Below are 18,754 nucleotides of genomic sequence, written 5' to 3' on the forward strand. Positions count from 1 at the left end.
CCCCTCACGCCTTGAGGCGGGTCAGCAGCCCCGCGGTGGACGCATCCAGGCCGGTGAGATCCCCGCTGCCCAGACGAGGCAGCAGGCTGTTGCACAGCGCCTTGCCCAGTTCAACACCCCATTGGTCGAAGCTGTTGATGTTCCAGACGGCCCCGCTCACGAAGACACGGTGCTCATACAGCGCGATCAGCGCGCCCAGCGACGCGGGCGTCAGCGCTTCCAGCACCAGTGTCGTGCTGGGGCGGTTGCCGGGGAAACTGCGGTGGCGCGCCAGGACCTCGGGCGACAGGTCCTTCGACGCGGTCGGCGCCGATTCGCCAAGCGCCGCCTCGGCCGTCTTGCCCTGCATCAGGGCCTGGGACTGGGCCAGGCAGTTGGCCAGCAGCTTGGTGTGCTGGTCCTGCAGGCGGGTGAGCAGTTCACCGGTGACGTGCTCACCGAACTGCGGCGTCTTGACCGCGATGAACTCCACCGGAATGACGTCGGTGCCCTGGTGCAGCATCTGGAAGTAGGCATGCTGGCCGTTGGTGCCCGCTTCGCCCCAGACCACCGGGCTGGTGCCGTAGCCCAGTGCCTGCCCGTCCCGGTCCACGCCCTTGCCGTTGCTTTCCATCTCCAGTTGCTGCAGATAGGCCGGCAGGCGACGCAGGCCCTGATGGTAGGGAGCGACCGAGCGGCTGGTGAAGCCGTGGAAGTTGCGGTACCAGACGTCCAGCAGGCCCAGCAGCACCGGCAGATTGGTGGCCAGCGGCGCGGTGCGGAAATGCTGGTCCATGGCATGCGCCCCGGCCAGCAGCGCCTTGAACTGGCCGGAGCCGATCGCGATGGCGATGGGCAGGCCGATCACCGACCAGAGGGAATAACGCCCGCCCACCCAGTCCCAGAAACCAAAGGTGGTGGTGATGCCGAATTCGGCGGCAGCCTTGGCATTGCTGGTAGTGGCTGCAAAGTGGCGGGCAATGTCGGTGCCGCCCTGTTGCAGGAACCAGGCCTTGGCCGCCTGCGCATTGGCCAGCGTTTCCTGCGTGGTGAAGGTCTTGGACGCGATGATGAACTGCGTGGTGGCCGGATTCAGGCCCCGCAGCACGGGCGCCAGGTCATGGCCATCCACATTCGAGACGAAGTGCAGCTTCAGTGTGGCCGGGACATAGGCCTGCAGCGCCTGCACCACCATGGCGGGGCCGAGGTCGGACCCGCCGATGCCGATGTGCACAACATCGGTGATGCCGCTGATGGCCTGGTCCCGCACGCTGTCGGCGAAGGCCAGCATGCGGTCCAGCGAGGCCTCCACCTCGTCACTGAAGGGCGCCTGGCCGGCAGGTGCCCGCAGTGCGGTGTGCAGCACCGCGCGGCCTTCAGTGTGGTTGATCGGGTCGCCGTTGAAGAGCGCCTCGCGTTGCGCCTCCAGTTGCACATCCGCCGCCAGGCCCAGGAGCAGCTCGAGGGTCTTGGCATCGATGCGGTTCTTGGACAGGTCGGCAAACACCTCGGGCGCCTGCAGTGACCAGCGCTGGAAGCGCTCCGGCTCCGCCGCAAAGGCCTGCCGGATGTCAAAGGCGGCACCGGTGTGCTGGAAATGCTGGTGGAGGGCGGCCCAGTGGGGGCTGCTGTCGCAACGCGGGAACAGGCTCATCGCAGGCTTTCGATCATCTGGTCCAGCTTGCCGGCATCGGCGGCAAACAGGCGGATGCCTTCGGCCAGTTTTTCGGTGGCCATGGCATCCTGGTTGAGGGCAAAGCGGAAGGCCGCTTCGTTGAACGAGACCTTGGGCAAATCCAGGGCCTTGGCGGCGTCGGCATCCAGGGCCTTGGCCAGGGGGGCGTCACTGGCCTGGAGCTGGGCCAGCAGGTCCGGACTGATGGTGAGCAGGTCGCAGCCGGCCAGTGCCTGGATCTGCCCGATGTTGCGGAAGCTGGCCCCCATCACCTCGGTGTTGATGCCCTGCTTCTTGAAGTAGTTGTAGATGGCGGCGACCGACTTGACGCCGGGGTCGTTCACGCCGGCATTGGCGGCTTCGTCCCACTGGCTGCCGGCCGACTTCTTGTACCAGTCGTAGATGCGGCCCACAAACGGGGAGATCAGCTGGATGCCGGACTCGCCGCAAGCCACCGCCTGGCAGAAGGAGAACAGCAGCGTCAGGTTGCAGTGGATGCCTTCACGCTCGAGTTCCCGGGCGGCCTGGATGCCTTCCCAGGTGGCGGCGATCTTGATCAGCACCCGGTCGCGCGGGATGCCCGCGGCTTCATACAGGGCCATGATGCGGCGGGCGCGGGCCAGCGTGCCGACGGTGTCGAAACTCAGGCGGGCGTCCACTTCCGTGGAGACGCGGCCCGGCACCACCTTGAGGATCTCCAGGCCAAAGGCCACCAGCACCTGGTCCACGATCAGGTCCAGCGCGTCCGTCTTGAAAGCGGCCACGGTGTTTTCGAGCAGATGGACATAGTCCGGCGACTGCACGGCCTTGAGGATGAGCGACGGGTTGGTCGTCGCATCTTGCGGCGTGAACTGCGCCAGTTGCTTGAAGTTGCCAGTGTCGGCCACCACGGTGGTGAAGGCCTTCAGTTGTTCGAGCTGGTTCATAGGGGGGCGCCCGGAGGCGGTCACAATCGGAGGGTTGAAGCCGGAGGCGGGGCGCGGCATGAGCCTTGCCCCTGTGCCCCCGTATTAGAACCTCTGCTGCAAGCTTCCCGGACGCTCGTCGCCCTCGAGTCCCCCGTTGTCGTGGAGGGCCCTCCCCAGAGGGAGACGCCTCCCCAGGATAGGCAGGAGAGCCCCTCCTGGAAACGACTTCAGGCGGATTGACCGTCCGAAGAAACTGCGGCATCATAATTCCGGTAACTTCGTTACATCAAGACGTCAGCCAACTATCGCGCTCCTTCGCGGGAGTGCCGCGCACATGTCCTTTGATCTTGTCTTTTTTGGTGGCACCGGCGACCTGACCTGGCGCAAGCTCATGCCCGCCCTCTTCCAGGCTTTCCGGCACGGCAAGCTGCCCGAGAACGGCCGCATCCTGGCCGTGGCCCGCGACGAGATGCCGGATGAGCGTTATCGCGAGTGGCTCAAGGAGCGTTTCCGCGAGGTGGAGGAAGGCAAGCGCCCCTCCGATGAAGAATTCGAACGGTTCGCGTCGCTGGTGCATTACCGGCGCATGGACCTGTCCCAGCCCGACCACTACTCCCGGCTGAAGGACTGGCTGGGCGAGCGCAATGCCGACACGGTGGTGCTGTACCTGGCCACCAGCCCGCATCTGTTCACCCAGATCTGCGAGCAACTGGGCGCCGCCGGCCTGAACGGCCCGAAGGTGCGGGTGGTGCTGGAAAAGCCGCTGGGCCACGACCTGGCCAGTGCCCAGCAGATCAACCGGGTGGTGCGCAGCGTCTTCGACGAGACGCAGGCCTTCCGCATCGACCACTATCTGGGCAAGCCGTCGGTGCAGAACCTGATGGCGCTGCGTTTTGGCAATGCGCTGTTCGAGCCGCTGTGGCGCCGCGAGAGCATCTCCAACATCCAGATCACGCTGGCCGAGTCGCTGGGCGTGGGCACGCGCGGTCCGTTCTACGACAGCACCGGCGCGCTGCGCGACATGATCCAGAACCATGCGCTGCAACTGCTCACCATGATCGCCATGGAGGCACCGGCCAGCAATGACGCCGACGCCATTCGCGATGAGAAGCTCAAGGTGCTGCGCGCGCTCAAGCCGTTCACGCCCGAGACCGTTTCCCGCGATGTGGTGCGCGGCCAGTACCGCGCCGGCACGGCAGGCGGCAAGTCAGTCCCCGGCTACCTGGAGGAAGGCAAGGTACCTCCCGGCAGCCACACCGAAACCTTCGTGGCCCTGCGCACCGAAGTGCAGAACTGGCGCTGGGCCGGTGTGCCCTTCTACCTGCGCACCGGCAAGCGCCTGGCGGCGCGGGACGCGCAGATCGTCATCAACTTCCGCCCGGTGCCGCATCCGATCTTCCCGGGGGGCAGCTGCCCCAACCGGCTGATCATCAAGCTGCAACCGGAGGATGGCCTGGAGCTCCAGCTGATGGCCGCCAAGGGCGGCTCCAGCACTGAGGCGCTGAGCCCGGTGTCGCTGGACCTGGACTTCGACAAGGCCTTCGCCGCCGACCGCGTGGGCGCCTACGAGCGTCTGCTGCTGGATGCGATCGCCGGCCGCCTCAACCTGTTCGTCCGCAGCGACGAGCAGGAGCAGGCCTGGAAGTGGGTCGAGCCCATCCTGAACTACTGGAAGAACGACAGCACCGGCCCCCGCAGTTATGTGGCCGGCACCTGGGGCCCGCCGGCCGCCAGCGCCCTGGTGGCGCGCGACGGCCATTCGTGGATCGAAGAGTGCTGAGTCTCCTGCTGCGCGAGTGCCGTTCATGAGCATGCTCGAACGCATCAAGGCGGCACTGCCCGCCCTGCCGCCGGCAGAGCAGCGGGTGGCCAAGCTGCTGCTGGCCGATCCACGGGCCTTCGCCAACCTGCCGGTGAGCGAGCTCGCCGACCGGTCCCATGTGAGCAAGCCCACCGTGGTGCGCTTTTGCCGCAGCGTCGGGTATGACGGGCTGGCCGACTTCAAACTGAAGCTGGCCGGCAGCGTCAACGAAGGCGTGCCCTTCGTGCACCGCGCGGTGGACGAGGACGACAAGCCGGGGGATCTGATCGTCAAGGTGGTAGACAACGCGGTGGCAGCCCTGCTGCACTACCGCAATGACGCCGCCAGCCACGCCTTCGAGCGCGCCATCCTGGCGCTGACCGAGGCCGGACGGGACCACAAGCGCATCGAGTTCTACGGCGTCGGCAACTCCGGCATCGTGGCCATGGATGCGCAGCACAAGTTCTTCCGCCTGGGCGTCAACACCTTTGCCTGCAGCGACGGCCACATCCAGTTGATGAGTGCCACCATGCTGGGCCCGGGTGACTGCGCGGTGATCATCTCCAACTCGGGTCGCAGCCGTGACCTGATGGATGCTGCCGAGATCGCCCGCAAGAAGGGGGCGACCACCATCATCATCACGGCCAGCGGCTCGCCGCTGGCGCAGATGGGCCAGTTGCCCGGTCAGGTGCTGCTGGCCGTGGACCATCCGGAGGACTACGACCGCTACAGCCCGATGGTGTCGCGGCTGCTGCATCTGGTGGTGGTGGACGTGCTGACCACCGGCGTGGCGCTGCGGCTGGGCGAAAACCTGCGGCCGATGCTGCAGGAAATCAAGAAGAACCTGCGGAGCAAGCGCTACGCACAGTAGGCGGATCTTCCAAAAACAAAACCGGGCCAAGGCCCGGTTTTTTCATGCGCCGTGAAGGGTCAGGCGGCGAGGTCCGCTGCTGCAGGCGTTGCCGCAGCATCAGCCCAGAACAGCGACTCCAGCCCATACACGCGGGCCAGTTCGCGGAGCTGGCCCGGCGGCTGGAGCAGGTCCAGCTGCCAGCCGTTCTGCCCGCACATGCGCAGGGCGCTGAGCAACAGGCTCAGGGCAGCCGAATCAAAGTCGTTCAGGCCGCTGGCGTCCAGGCTGACGGACCGGCCGGCGGCATTGCCGACCTGCACCATCTCGGCCCGCAGCGCATCCTCGAGCTGAGCCCAGACCTGCGGCACGTTGTCCATGCGCAGGCGGGCAGGCAGCTTCAGCATGGCATCAGCCCTTCTTAGGCGCCGAAGCGGCCGGCTTGGCGGCGTTGCGCTCAGCCAGCGCCTTGATCAGGCCGTCGATGCCGTTGGCATTGATTTCCTGGGCGAAGCTGTTGCGGTATTGGTCAGCCAGCCAGATGCCCAGCACGTTCACGTCATAGATCTTCCAGCCCGCGTCGGTCTTTTCCAGGCGGTAGTCCAGCTGGATCGGATCCCCACGGCCGCGGATCTCGGTCTTGACCACGACTTCGGTGTCTTCCGGCGAAGCACGCAGCGGCTTCAGGGCAATGGTCTGGTCCCGCACCTGGGTCAGGGCGCCGGCATAGGTGCGCACCAGCAGGGTCTTGAACTCGTCCTGCAGACGCTGCTTCTGCTCCGGCGAGGCCTGGCGCCAGAAGCGGCCGACCGCCGACGCGGTGATGCGCTGGAAGTCCACATGCGGCATGACCTTGGTGTCGACCAGCTGCATGATCTTGTTGACGTCGCCGCCCTGGATGGCCTTGTCGCTCTTGACCGCATCCAGCGTCTCGACGGAGAGCTGGCGGATCAGTTGGTCAGGCGCGCTGGCATCAGCTGCGAACGCCGCCAGCGGGCTCACCGCTGCCACGGACAGGGCCAGCTTCAGCAGCAGTCGTTTGGTGGAAATCATGCTTGTCCTTTCTCTTTGGGCTGGGACCTGACTACAACGCGCCAGGTCCCTCATGGGTAGACCGGTGGAGCAGCCGCTCAGGGTTTGGCGGGCGCCTCGGCCGGCGTGATGACTTCGTAGTCGTCTTCCTCATCATCCGCGCTGCTGTGCGCCTTGATGTTGCGGCGCTGCAGATAGGCATCCCGCACGAAGGTGTATTTGTCCAGGGCAATGCCGTCGAGCATGTCGGTGACCTTCAGCAGGCCCGCCCGGGTATTGATGATCTGCAAGGCGCTGATGCCGAACTTGTACTCCCCTTCCTCGAACAGGTAGGCCGGGGAGTAGTAAATGTTGGCAGGCAGGGCCACGGAATCACGCAGCGACGACGGGCCCAGCAGCGGCCAGACGATGTACGGTCCGGTCTTGACACCCCAGTAGCCGAGCGTGCGGCCCAGGTCTTCCGAGGTCTTTTCCAGGCCGGCGGGCGTGGCAATGTCGATCAGGCCGCCCAGCCCCAGCACGCTGTTCACCGCCACGCGCATGGTCTGCTGCGCGCCGGTCTTCAGGCGTCCCTGCAGGAACAGGTTGACGGCCGACCAGGCGTCGGAGAAGTTGCCAAAGAAGTTGTCCACCGCCTGACGGGCCGGGGACGGCACCAGGTTGCTGTAGGCCGTGGCCACGGGGCGCAGCACGTTCTCGTCCAGCTTCTCGTTGAAGTTGAACACCTTGCGGTTCCAGCGCTCCCAGGGGTCCTGGCGATTGCGCACCCGAGGATTGGGCTGCGTGGGATCTGGTTCGGCGGCTTGCGCGACCTGACCCGCCTGACCGGCCGCGGCGGGCACTTGCGTGTCGCCGGTGGTCGCTGCGCTGGCGGCGTCGCCCGGCGCTGCGGCTGCGGCGGCGCTGGCAGCATCCGCACTGGCGGGGGCTGCACTGGGTTCTGCAGATGCACCCGAACCTGCCTCAGCGCCTGCTTCGGCTCCTGCTTCGGCTCCTTCGGCGACTGCTTCTGCAACTGGGGTCGCGACAGCGATCTCAGTCCCGGTGACCAGGGCTGCACTGGCGCCTGCGGCCGTCTGCCCCAGGTCCTGCTCCGTGGTGGCCTGCGCCGACTGCGCGGCCAACGAGGCCAGCAGCGCCGCGCTCAAAAGCCCGGCACGCAGGCCGGACGTGGCGATCGATGTCATTTGTTCTCTCCCGAAGAAGCATCGGCCGCCTTGTTGTAGAGGAATTGGCCAATGAGGTTTTCCAGAACGACCGCGGACTGGGTCTGCTTGATCATGTCGCCGGACGCCAGGTTCTTCTCGTCAGCGCCCGGCTCCAGGCCGATGTATTGCTCGCCCAGCAGGCCGGAGGTCAGGATCTTGGCGGAGCTGTCCTTGGGGAAGGCCACGCCCTGGTTCAGCTTCAGGACCACGCGGGCCTGGAAGCTCTTGTCGTCAAAGCTGATGGAGTCCACCCGGCCCACCACGACGCCGGCACTCTTGACGGCCGCACGGGGCTTGAGGCCACCGATGTTGTCGAACTTGGCGGTGACGGTGTAGGTGTCTTCCAGATTGAGGCTGAGCAGGTTGCCGGCCTTCAGGGCCAGGAACAGCAGGGCTGCGGCGCCGATCAGCACAAAGAAACCGACCCAGGCGTCATAACGTGAGGATTGCATCTGCAACTCCGGATCAAATCGAAATCAAACGAACTCAAACAGCGAGCGGAGTGGACAGCCGGCCACTCAGATCGAGAACATCATGGCGGTCAGCATGAAGTCCAGGGCCAGCACGGCCAGGGACGACATGACCACCGTCCGGGTGGTGGCCGCCGCCACGCCCTCGGGCGTGGGCTTGCAGGTATAGCCCTGCAGCAGCGCCACGAAGCTGACGGTGATGCCGAAGACCACGCTCTTGATGACGCCGTTGCCCACATCGGCAAAGACGTCCACGCCGCCCTGCATCTGGGACCAGAACGAGCCGGCATCCACGCCGATCAAGGGCACCGCCACCAGCCATCCGCCGATGATGCCCACCGCCGAGAAAACGGCCGCCAGCAGGGGCATGGCGATGAAACCGCCCCAGAAACGGGGGGCCAGCACCCGCTGGATGGGGTCCACCGCCATCATTTCCATGGCGGTGAGGACTTCATCCGACTTCATGAGGCCGATTTCCGCCGTCAGCGACGTGCCTGCGCGGCCGGCGAACAGCAGCGCGGCCACCACCGGACCCAGTTCGCGCACCAGGCTCAGCGCCACCAGCAGACCCACGGCTTCAGCGGAGCCATAACGCTGCAAGGTGTAATAGCCCTGCAGCGCCAGCACGAAGCCCACGAACAGGCCGGACACACCGATGATGGACAGCGACCGGTTGCCCAGATAAAAGACCTGCTCCCGCACCAGCACGAAGCGGCGCAGGCAGCCGCCCAGGCCCAGCAGCAGCAGGCCCAGCAGCCGGGTGGAGGCGCCCCAGTCCACCAGTTTCAGACGCAGCCCGCGACCGATCGCGGCTGCTGCATTCGTCACCGCATTCATGCGGTCTCCTCAGGTTCGGGCAGCCCGAAATCGTTCTGCATCGTCGGCGCCGGTTGATGGAAACGCACCGGTCCGTCCGGCTGCGCATTCACGAACTGGCGCACCAGGGGGTCGTCGCTGGCCTTGAGCTCCTCCGGCGAGCCCTGGGCGACCACGCCGCCGTTGGCCACCATCACCACATGGTCGGCGATGGCGAAGGTCTCGTGCAGGTCGTGGGTGACGATGACGCTGGTCAGGCCCAGGGCGTCATTGAGATCGCGGATGAGCCGGGCGGTCACACCTAGCGAGATCGGATCCAGCCCGGCGAAGGGCTCGTCGTACAGCACCAGGTCGGGGTCCAGCGCGATGGCGCGAGCCAGCGCCACCCGCCGCGCCATGCCGCCGGAGATCTCGTTCGGCATGAGATCGCGGGCCCCGCGCAGACCGACGGCATTGAGCTTCATCAGCACCAGGTCCCGAATCATGGCCTCCGACAAACGGGTGTGTTCCCGCAGCGGAAAGGCCACGTTCTCGAACACGCTGAGGTCGCTGAACAGTGCACCAAACTGGAACAGCATGCCCATGCGTCGCCGCTGGGCGTAGAGCTGGTCCTGCTTCATCGGTGCCAGGTCCTGCCCGTCAAAGAGCACCTGACCGGAGATCGGCTTGAGCTGACGCGTCAGCAGCCGAAGCAAGGTGGTCTTGCCGCCGCCGGACGAGCCGATCAGCGCCAACACCTTGCCGCGAGCAAGGCTCAGATTGACGTTGCTCAGGATGATGCGATCTGCATATCCGCAGGTCACATCCCTAACTTCAATCAGAGGACCGGCTGGAGTGGTGGGATGGGGATCGGTGAATGCCATTGTCGATGAGTTCGGCGGACGAGCGTCCGACCGGGAGCCGGGATCATAGGGTAAAGCCCGGATTGATGCCGGAGCTCATCTGGGGCGCGGAGGAATTGCGACAGTCGCGCAAAGGCACTTGACGCGGCCCCTTCGGAGGAGTTGTGACGAAGTTCACAGTTCACGCCCCCCATAAGACGGGCGGAACCCGAGGCGCGATGAGCGGCCTCGCCTTCATCATGTCGCTGTCGATAATTTCCCCCTAACAGGAGTGATAAATGGCTGGGACTCTACAAAGCAAGATTGGGCGACTGACCAAAGCAGGTCAGCGCGGTTTCACCCTCATCGAGTTGATGATTGTGGTGGCGATCATTGGGGTGCTGGTGGCAATTGCATTGCCGGCCTACCGCGACTACGTCATCCGCGGTTCCGTGACCGATGCGGTCACCGGGCTGACCAATGTCCGCGCCGACATGGAGCGCTACTACCAGGACTACCGCACTTACCAGGCGGTGGGCACGACCGCCAGCCCGCCCTGCCTCACCAGCCAGACCGTTGGCAAGTTCACCATCAGTTGCCAGTCGTCCAACCTCACGGCCACCACCTACATCATCAGCGCGGTGGGCAGCGGCAACGTGAACGGATTCACCTACCAGGTGAACCAGTCGGACACGAAGGCCACCACCATCGCCTCCCCGGCGCCCGCTGCGTGGCAGGTCTCCTGCCCGTTGACCAGCAACGGCACGAAGTGGATCACCAAGAAGGGTGACTCATGCACCTGAACATCCACCGTCAGCCAGGTCAGCAGGGCCTGACGCTGCTGGAGCTGATGGTGGTCATTGCCATCATCGCCATCGTCAGCGCGTATGCGATGCCCGGGCTCAAGAGCTGGTCCAACAACGCCCAGATCCGCACCACGGCCACCAACCTCCAGATCGCGCTCAAGGAAGCGCAGGGTGAGGCCAACCGCAGCTTCCGCCAGGTGGTGTTCTTCCGCACTGCCGCCACCACCTGCACCGGCAACGAACAGGTGTCCACCAGCGGCACGCGTTGGGTGATGAAGATGCTGCCGCTGGTCTCCACGGAAAGCGCATCGGCCATCAAGTGCGGCAGCCTGACCGAAGCCGCCCCGCTGGTGTCGATCGCCGGCCCCACGGCCGTGTGCTTCAGCGCCGCAGGTCGGCCCACCGCGCTGAGCGCCACGGTCACCGGTGTGGGCGCCGCCTGCACCACCGGCACCGACAGCCAGATCATCTTCGGTGTGAGCCCCACCACCACGACCAGCAACACAAAGAAGCTGCAGGTCTGGTTGAACCTGGGGGGCGCAGTGCGCACCTGTGATCCCACCCGTCTGTCCACCGCTGCACCGGATGGATGCCCGCTGGCCAACCAGGCGACCACGTCATGACACGTTCCTCTCGTCCTCCTCGCGCCCGTCGCCGCGCTCGCGGCATGACGCTGATCGAAATCCTCTGCGCGGTCCTGGTGATGACTCTGGGCCTGCTGGGCCTGGTGTCCGTCATGGCCAAGGCCTCCCAGGTCACCATTGCCACGGACGATGCCCAGCGGGCGGCTTCGCTGGCCAATGAAATGGCCACCCAGATGTGGCTGACCGGCACGGTTGTCGTGCCCACCGACGTGCAGACCGCCTGGAAGGCCCGCGTGGCCAATGCCACCGATGCCGGCCTGGCCGGCGGCGTGGGCACGATCACCCAGCCTGACTCCACCAACTTTGCGCGGATCACCATCACCTGGACACCGCCCGGCGGCAGACAGCGCCAGTACTTCACGGACGTCCGGCTGAACAACTAATCATGATGCTGCACCGCCTTCCTCAGCCCGCCCAGGGCGCCCGCCGGTCGCGGGGCTTCAGCCTGATCGAACTCATGGTCTCTTTGGTGATCGGCATGGGCCTGATCATCACCATGGGTGTGCTCAGCCAGAAGTTCGAGACCTCCAAGCGCGAGCAATCGACCTCGTCCGATCTCTCAGGCACCTCGGCCTTCCTGAGCTACGACCTGGACCGCCAGATCCGCAGCGCTGGTTCGGGTTTCACCAACGGCTATGAAGATACCTTCGCCTGCGCGCTGAACGTCTCCAAGAGCAACGCACAGATCCTGCCCGCGCCGGTTGCGCTGCCGGACCCGTTTGGCTCGGTGCCCCAGGCCATCACGCTGGTGCCGCTGGCCGTGTATCCGGCCACCGGCAGCACGGACTCGGACACCATCCAGATCATGACCGCCACCGGCGGCGTGGGGGAAGTGTCCACCCAGCTGAAATACAAGTCGGTCAACACCAACCAATTGCAGTTGGTCTCGAATGTCGGCATCGAAGCGAATGACCTGCTGCTGATCACCGAGAAGGGTCGCCCCTGCATGATCGAGCAGGTCAAGGGCCTGAATGCCACCACGCCCGACATCATTGACCTGGACGGCGCCTACTACGCTTCGGTCATCAATGGACAGGCGTTGAACGACCGCGGCACCAGCGCCAGTGTCAATGCGAAGGCCTTCAATATCGGCAACGCGTCCAACGGCAACCCGCCGATGTTCCATCTGCTGGGCGTCAATGGCAGCAATCAGCTGGTGCGATATGACCTGATGCGATTCAACAATGGCGGCTCAGGCGGCAACCAGCCGATCCCGATCACCGACGGCGTCATGATGATGCGCACCCTCTACGGGGTGGACACCAGCGGCGACGGCAAGGTCGATTCCTGGGTGCGCCCTGGCACGGGTAGCTTCACGGCCGCCAACGTCACCACCAACTCGGCGATTGCACGTCAGATCGTCGCCATCAAGATCGCCATGGTGCTGCGTTCCGACACCATCGAGGATCAGTCGAGCAACGCCAAAACCACCGCCACTCGGTCCACCTTCTTCGTCGCCCCGGAGAAGCTCACCTTGTTCACCAGCCAGGCCACCACGCTGCGGACCGACTACGAGGTAACCGACCGTCAGCGTCGTCACCTGGTGGTGGAGTTCACCGTGCCGCTGCGCAACCAGCTGGCCAGCCTCAGAACCACTACTCCGGATTGATCGAGGTCATGATTTCGATGCGAGTTCCCCTTCCACATGCGCGGCCCGGGCGCACTCCGACTGCGGCCCGGCAACGCGGCATCATCATGGTCATCGCGCTCATCACGCTGGCCCTCATGATGATCGGCGCCGTCGCAGCCCTGCGCTCGATGAACGCCACCCTGTCCGGCGCCGGCAACATCGGCATGAAGCGCGACATGAGCAACCAGGTCGAGGTCGCCCTGCGCAAGGCCATGGCCAGCTTGACCGGGGCCACGTCGGCCACCCTGTCGAACAGCAGTACCGCGATGAACTACAGCGCCACGATCCTGCCGACCACACCGGAAGGCATTCCCACCGTGCTGCTGGGGACGTCCCCGACCACGGTGGGTGGGCTCGGCGTTGCCACCAACGTGGTCGATCTCACCACAGCTCCTGCGGCCGGTACCGGCTCACCGCCACAGGTCACCATGTATTACGTCATCGACCGCCTGTGCAAGAACGCTGGCGTCGTTGATACGACCAACTGCCTCACCCCAACGACGGTGTCCACCGGCACCGACAGCAAGGGGGGCGTGCCGCCCCCCACCAAGCCCGTTTATCGCGTCTCCGTCCGTGTGGACGGCCCGCGCGGCTCCCAATCGTTCTATCAGGCGACCTTGACGAACTAAGGCCTCTCATGAACCACATTCCTCCCCTTTCACGTCGGCTCGGCGGCGCGGCCTTGGCCACCGCCCTGACGGCGGCGCTGACGACGTCCATGCTGGCATCGAGCCTGGTCCAGGCCCAGACCAAGCTGGCGGACCAGCCCGTGCTGTCGGCCACCTCGGTGCCGGGCAACCTGGCCCTGGCCCTGTCGGTGGAATATCCGACGGCCGTCAGCAACACCCACCAGGACACGGCCTACAACCCGGCGACCAACTACATCGGCTACTTCGATCCGAACAAGTGCTACAACTACGTGTATTCGGATGTAGAGGCTGATCGCTACTTCCAGCCGGCGGGCAAGGCCACCAACCACTTGTGCAATAACAAGTGGAGCGGCAACTTCATGAACTGGGCATCGATGCAAACCATCGACCCGTTCCGCTGGGCCCTGACGGGCGGCGCCCGGGTCAAAGATACTGCGGACACCACCATCATCGAGAAAGCCTGGGCCAGCGGCCAGGGCGGCGCCAGCAACTTCCCGGACCGGCTGATCAACGCCAACATCACCGGCGCCACGCCCCTGGCCTTCACGCAGCTCAAGCTGCGGATCCAGGGGCTGGGCAACAAGATGCGCTTCACCCAGGACGGTGACAACAACAACCCCAAGACGCTGGCTGCGTTCAACAATCCAGCCACGCCCTCCACCGACACCGTGTACGAAGTGAGCGTGCGGGTGAAGGTCTGTGAGCCCTCGGAAGCTGCCGGCGGCCTTGAGGCCAACTGCATCAAGTACAGCGGCGGCTACAAGCCTGAAGGTCTGATCCAGAAGTACTCCGATCAGGTCCGTTTCAGTGCTTTCGGCTACCTCAACGACGCCACGGTGAACCGCGACGGCGGCGTGCTGCGCGCCCGCATGAAGTTTGTCGGCCCCACCCAGCCGGTTCCCGGCGCGCCGGCCACCAACAACAGTAACGCGGAGTGGGACGCCAAGACGGGCATCATGGCGATCAATCCGGATCCGACGGATGCGTCAAGCACGGCCAATGCCTATGGCATCACCATCAGCAACAGCGGGGTGATGAACTACCTGAACAAGTTTGGCACCGCCACCAGCAACTACAAGACCTATGACCCGGTCGGCGAGTTGTATTACGCGGCCCTGCGCTATTACCGCAATCTGGGCAATGTGCCGGAGTATTCGAACGACAACGGTGCCAGCAAAGCCACCAAGGAAAAGTATGCCGACGGCTTCCCGGTGATCACCGACTGGAATGATCCCATCCTCTATAGCTGCCAGAAGAACTTCATCCTGGGCATTGGGGACGTGAACACGCACGCGGACCGTAATCTCCCAGGCGCCACCGGCAACTCGGAGCCGGCCAAGCCGGGCGCGGTCACAGCGGACACGCTGGATACGGTGCTGTGGACGAACCGCGTAGGCACGCTGCAAGGCATCGCCGACCTGGGCACCAAGCAGAACTACAACGGTTGCTGCACCAACAACGGCGCGTTGATGGCCGGCATGGCCTACTACGCCAACACGACGGACATCCGGTCGGACTTGAGCGGCCGGCAGACCATCAAGACCTACTGGCTGGACGTGCAGGAATACCAGAAGTACGTGGCCAACAACCAGTTCTATCTGGCGGCCAAGTACGGCGGCTTCACGGCCCCGACCGGCTACGATCCGACCAACATCGCTGCCAAGGACTTCCAGGACGCCTGGTGGCACACGGGTCCGGCGACGGACAAGGTTGGCAACCAGCTTCGCCCCGACACGTACTTCACGGCCGCAAAGGCTGACACCATGGTGGACGGTCTGGTCACGGCCTTCGCGTCGATCGGCGGCTCCATCAAGGCGCCCACATCGTCCTTCCAGACCGTGGACGCCACCCTGAAGATCGGTGAAGCCTCTTACGGCACCACCTACGATGCCTCCACCTGGGCCGGCAACGTGTGGGCTGCTGGCGTTCGCGACATCGAAGTGGGTGCGACCATCAAGTTCGACAAGGTCAGCTGGAACTTTGCTGACCAGCTGTACGCCCAGATGAGTGCCACCAGCGACGGTTGGGCCCAGCGACGGATCGTCACCATCAACCCCACCACCCAAAGCGGGACGTCCTTCCTCTACAACAGCCTGACCGCCGCCCAGAAGACGGCCGTCACGCCCACCTGGAGCAAGGTGGCCACTGGCGACACCTATGTGAAGTGGCTGCGCGGCGATCAGTCCAACGAGCAAAATGCGGTGGGCACCGGCAGCTTGCTGGCCTATCGCACGCGGACCGCCAACCGCCTGGTCGGCGACATCGGCGAAAGCGGCGTCACGGTCCTGGGGCCGCCTTCGCTGGAAGACGGCTCGCTCTCCGACGCCGGCAATCCGGGATATTCCAGCCACGCCAAGACGTACGCCAACCGGCCCAATATCGTCCTGGCCGGCACCAACGCCGGCATGGTGCATGTGATCAACGGAACCTTGACCGGCACCACCGCGGGCAAGGAATTGTTTGCCTTCGTGCCCAACGCGGCCATCACCGGTCCCAGCAACACCCCCAGCGTGGACGGCATCGCCGCCGTCGGCAATCCGGACTATGCGCACCGCTACCTGGTGAACGGCAAGATCACCGTGGGCGAAGTGGACTTCAACAAGACGTCTGGCACCAGCGCCTCGGGCAATGACTGGCGCAGCATCGCCGTGGGCGGTCTGGGCAAGGGTGGCCGCAGCGTGTGGGCCCTGGACCTGACGACGGCGGATTCCACCTCGTCGGAGGCCAACGCCGCCACCCGCGTGCTGTGGGAGTACACCGATGCCAACATGGGCTTCGTCTACGGCAAGCCGATCATCACCAAGATCAAGGGCTACGGCTGGGTGGTCGTGGTGGGCTCCGGCCTGAACACACCGGACGGCAAGGGTGCCTTCGTGATCCTCAATGCCCGCACAGGTCAACTGCTCAAGCGCGTGGCCCTGCCCACGACGGGCGTGACCGGTACGGTCGACGACGGCTCCACGTCCAACCCGACTGGCCTGACCTACATCAACGCCTGGCATCCGGACAGTTCGGACCTGACCGCCGAAACGATCTATGGCGGCGACCTGCGCGGCAACCTGTGGCGCCTGGATGTGTCGGGCGGCAGCACCAACATCCCGGCCCCGGTGAAGATCGCCAAGCTGACGGACATCAACGGTAAGGAACTGTCCGTGACCAGTGCCCCCAAGATTCACGTGGACCCCAGTACGGGTTGGCGCTGGGTCTCGGTCGGTACTGGCCGCCTGCTCTCCACCGACGACATCAACAGCACCGACCTGAACCGGCTCTACATGATTCGCGATGGCGGCAACAACAGCTACACCGCCACGTCGCTGCCCACTGGCGTTTCCTATCCCATCCTGGAGAGCAATGTGGGCCGACATGACCTGGTTGACCTGAGCACCTCGGGCAGCCAACTGGGCAACACCAAGGCCGGCTTCTTCATTGACCTCAAGACGTCGCTCAACACCACGGGCTACCGGGTGATCTCGGATGCTGACGGGTACGCCAACTACGTGCTGTTTGCAGCCATTCAGCCAACGACCGTCAATGGCGGATGCTCGACGTCGGCAACGTCGTGGGCCTTCCTGATTGATCTGGCGAGCGGCGGTGTCTACAAGGAACAGGTGAACTTCCTGGCCACCACTGCGCGGATTGTGCAATTTGACGGCGAGGTGTATGCCACGGTGTCGGGCAACGAAGATCCCAAGGATCCGGAGAAGGATGTGACCGAGAACGGCGACAAGGCGCTCGGCAAGAAACTGACCGGGGGCGGCGGCACGGCTCGCCTGATCAACTGGCGCGAAATCCCGCTGCGCAACTGATGCGGCATGGCCCGGGGGAAACCTCGGGCACCACCGACCCCGGCGCTCCGGGGTCTGACCAGCAAAAAGGCCTTCGTCTCACGACGAAGGCCTTTTTTCTTTGGGCATGCCGCTGCCCCTTGCAGGGCGCCGGCATGCGACGGGTGCAGCGCGCCGCAGTCTGCTGCGGCCGTGCGCCTTCAGCGCGGCAGCTCGCTGTCCCCCATCAGGAACTCATCCACCGCCCGTGCCGCCTGGCGGCCTTCGCGGATGGCCCAGACCACCAGGGACTGGCCCCGACGCATGTCGCCGGCGGTGAACACCTTGGCGACGTTGGTCCGATAGCCGCCGTTGAAATCGGTCGTGGCCTTGGCATTGCCCCGCGCGTCCTTGGTCACGCCAAACGCCTCCACAATCGACGCAACCGGCGACACAAAGCCCATGGCCAGCAGCACCAAGTCGGCCTTGAGCACCTGCTCCGAGCCTTCCACCTCGACCATCTTGCCGCCCACCCATTGCACCCGCACCGTCTTCACGCCGGTGACCTTGCCCTTCTCGCCGATGAACTCCTTGGTCGCGATCGCGAATTCGCGCTCGCAGCCTTCTTCATGGCTGGACGAGGTGCGCAGCTTGATCGGCCAATAGGGCCAGGTCAGCGGACGGTCTTCCACTTCAGGCGGCTGGGGCAGCAGCTCGAATTGCGTCACGCTCTTGGCGCCGTGGCGGTTGCTGGTGCCGACGCAGTCGCTGCCGGTGTCGCCGCCGCCGATCACGATCACATGCTTGTCGTCGGCCCGCAGCTGGTTCTTCAGCTTGTCGCCGGCATTGAGCTTGTTCTGCTGCGGCAGGAACTCCATGGCGAAGTGCACGCCCGCCAACTCACGGCCCGGCACCGGCAGGTCGCGGGACTGCTCCGCACCACCGGCCAGCAGCACAGCGTCGAACTGCTGCATCAGCTCACCGGCGGAGACCACGTCCTTGGCCCAGTTGGTGACCTTGGAGCCTTCCGGCAGATGAGCCACCATCACGCCGGTGCGGAACACCACGCCTTCGGCCTCCATCTGCGCGACGCGGCGGTCGATGTGGCTCTTCTCCATCTTGAAGTCGGGAATGCCGTAGCGCAGCAGGCCGCCCACGCGGTCGTTCTTCTCGAACACCGTCACGCTGTGGCCGGCGCGCGCCAGTTGCTGCGCCGCCGCCAGGCCCGCCGGGCCGGAGCCGACGATCGCCACCGTCTTGCCGGTCTTGACCTTGGGCGGGCGCGGCGTGACCCAGCCTTCCGCCCAGGCGCGGTCGATGATGGCGTGTTCAATCGACTTGATGCCGACCGCATCGTCATTCACATTCAGCGTGCAGGCCGCCTCGCAGGGCGCGGGGCAGATGCGGCCAGTGAATTCGGGGAAGTTGTTGGTCGAGTGGAGCACCGCAATGGCGCTCTTCCAGTCGGCCTCGCTGTTGCGGTAGACGAGGTCATTGAAGTCCGGAATGATGTTGTTGACCGGGCAGCCGCTGTTGCAAAACGGCGTGCCGCAGTCCATGCATCGCGCCGCTTGCTGCTTGGCCTGCTCGGCCGTCAGCCCGATGACGAATTCCTTGTAGTTTTTCAGACGGACGGCGACGGGGGCATACCCCTCTTCCAGCCGCTCGTACTCCATGAAGCCGGTGACTTTTCCCATGTC

Annotated in this window: 17 protein-coding genes; 8 read left to right on the top strand and 9 right to left on the bottom strand. The window is 65.1% G+C overall.

Annotated features, from left to right (window positions below):
* Positions 1-4: 4 nt before the first annotated feature.
* Together pgi and tal are read right to left on the bottom strand one after the other, a co-directional pair.
* The gene (gene pgi, locus DES44_RS14760; RefSeq protein ID WP_058933949.1) at positions 5-1,633 is read right to left on the bottom strand and encodes a glucose-6-phosphate isomerase; all 1,629 of its coding nucleotides are present in this window, start codon (positions 1,631-1,633) and stop codon (positions 5-7) included.
* On the bottom strand, positions 1,630-2,580 hold the full coding sequence (gene tal / locus DES44_RS14765) for a transaldolase (RefSeq protein ID WP_058933948.1): 951 nt from the start codon (positions 2,578-2,580) through the stop codon (positions 1,630-1,632). The genes pgi and tal overlap by 4 nt, the downstream gene beginning before the upstream one ends.
* Before the next feature lie 316 nt (positions 2,581-2,896).
* Here tal and zwf point away from each other — a divergent pair, with 316 nt between their 5' ends.
* Both zwf and DES44_RS14775 read left to right on the top strand, forming a co-directional pair.
* A complete protein-coding gene (gene zwf / locus DES44_RS14770) occupies positions 2,897-4,342 on the top strand; it encodes a glucose-6-phosphate dehydrogenase (protein WP_058933947.1) in 1,446 nt (481 codons plus the stop codon).
* Positions 4,343-4,373: 31 nt separating this feature from the next.
* Entirely contained in the window at positions 4,374-5,234 is an 861-nt protein-coding gene (locus DES44_RS14775; protein ID WP_058933946.1) for a MurR/RpiR family transcriptional regulator, read from the top strand.
* Between the two features lie 59 nt (positions 5,235-5,293).
* Here DES44_RS14775 and DES44_RS14780 read toward each other — a convergent pair whose 3' ends face one another.
* From DES44_RS14780 to DES44_RS14805, 6 genes are all read right to left on the bottom strand, one after another.
* Positions 5,294-5,620: an STAS domain-containing protein gene (locus tag DES44_RS14780; protein WP_058933945.1), complete on the bottom strand. Its 327-nt coding sequence runs from the start codon at positions 5,618-5,620 to the stop codon at positions 5,294-5,296.
* Between the two features lie 4 nt (positions 5,621-5,624).
* Positions 5,625-6,266, bottom strand: a complete 642-nt coding sequence (locus tag DES44_RS14785; RefSeq protein WP_058933944.1) for an MlaC/ttg2D family ABC transporter substrate-binding protein — start codon at positions 6,264-6,266, stop codon at positions 5,625-5,627.
* A gap of 77 nt (positions 6,267-6,343) precedes the next feature.
* The gene (locus DES44_RS14790) at positions 6,344-7,432 is read right to left on the bottom strand and encodes an MlaA family lipoprotein (protein WP_058933943.1); all 1,089 of its coding nucleotides are present in this window, start codon (positions 7,430-7,432) and stop codon (positions 6,344-6,346) included.
* Positions 7,429-7,905: an outer membrane lipid asymmetry maintenance protein MlaD gene (gene mlaD / locus DES44_RS14795; protein ID WP_058937208.1), complete on the bottom strand. Its 477-nt coding sequence runs from the start codon at positions 7,903-7,905 to the stop codon at positions 7,429-7,431. The genes DES44_RS14790 and mlaD overlap by 4 nt, the downstream gene beginning before the upstream one ends.
* 66 nt (positions 7,906-7,971) lie before the next feature.
* The gene (mlaE, locus tag DES44_RS14800; protein ID WP_058933942.1) at positions 7,972-8,760 is read right to left on the bottom strand and encodes a lipid asymmetry maintenance ABC transporter permease subunit MlaE; all 789 of its coding nucleotides are present in this window, start codon (positions 8,758-8,760) and stop codon (positions 7,972-7,974) included.
* Positions 8,757-9,602 (bottom strand): ABC transporter ATP-binding protein, encoded by an 846-nt coding sequence (locus tag DES44_RS14805; RefSeq protein ID WP_058933941.1) that lies wholly within the window; start codon positions 9,600-9,602, stop codon positions 8,757-8,759. Before DES44_RS14805 ends, mlaE begins: the two co-directional genes overlap by 4 nt.
* A gap of 257 nt (positions 9,603-9,859) precedes the next feature.
* On the opposite strand from DES44_RS14805, the gene DES44_RS14810 reads away from it, so the two are divergent.
* The 6 genes from DES44_RS14810 to DES44_RS14835 all read left to right on the top strand — a co-directional run bounded on the left by DES44_RS14810 (position 9,860) and on the right by DES44_RS14835 (position 17,096).
* Positions 9,860-10,363 (top strand): type IV pilin protein, encoded by a 504-nt coding sequence (locus tag DES44_RS14810; protein ID WP_083525344.1) that lies wholly within the window; start codon positions 9,860-9,862, stop codon positions 10,361-10,363.
* The gene (locus DES44_RS14815; protein ID WP_058933940.1) at positions 10,354-10,989 is read left to right on the top strand and encodes a prepilin-type N-terminal cleavage/methylation domain-containing protein; all 636 of its coding nucleotides are present in this window, start codon (positions 10,354-10,356) and stop codon (positions 10,987-10,989) included. Before DES44_RS14810 ends, DES44_RS14815 begins: the two co-directional genes overlap by 10 nt.
* The gene (locus DES44_RS14820) at positions 10,986-11,393 is read left to right on the top strand and encodes a type IV pilus modification PilV family protein (RefSeq protein WP_170156681.1); all 408 of its coding nucleotides are present in this window, start codon (positions 10,986-10,988) and stop codon (positions 11,391-11,393) included. Before DES44_RS14815 ends, DES44_RS14820 begins: the two co-directional genes overlap by 4 nt.
* Positions 11,394-11,395: 2 nt before the next feature.
* Positions 11,396-12,619: a PilW family protein gene (locus DES44_RS14825; RefSeq protein ID WP_058933938.1), complete on the top strand. Its 1,224-nt coding sequence runs from the start codon at positions 11,396-11,398 to the stop codon at positions 12,617-12,619.
* 86 nt (positions 12,620-12,705) lie between these two features.
* Positions 12,706-13,269: a hypothetical protein gene (locus tag DES44_RS14830; RefSeq protein WP_058933937.1), complete on the top strand. Its 564-nt coding sequence runs from the start codon at positions 12,706-12,708 to the stop codon at positions 13,267-13,269.
* An 8-nt stretch (positions 13,270-13,277) separates the two neighbouring features.
* Positions 13,278-17,096, top strand: a complete 3,819-nt coding sequence (locus DES44_RS14835) for a pilus assembly protein (RefSeq protein WP_058933936.1) — start codon at positions 13,278-13,280, stop codon at positions 17,094-17,096.
* A gap of 179 nt (positions 17,097-17,275) precedes the next feature.
* On the opposite strand, the gene DES44_RS14840 is transcribed toward DES44_RS14835, so the two are convergent.
* Positions 17,276-18,751, bottom strand: coding sequence for a glutamate synthase subunit beta (locus DES44_RS14840; protein ID WP_058933935.1), 1,476 nt, complete (start codon positions 18,749-18,751; stop codon positions 17,276-17,278).
* Positions 18,752-18,754: the final 3 nt, after the last annotated feature.

The sequence above is a fragment of the Roseateles depolymerans genome, assembly GCF_003387155.1.
GTDB lineage: Bacteria > Pseudomonadota > Gammaproteobacteria > Burkholderiales > Burkholderiaceae_C > Roseateles > Roseateles depolymerans.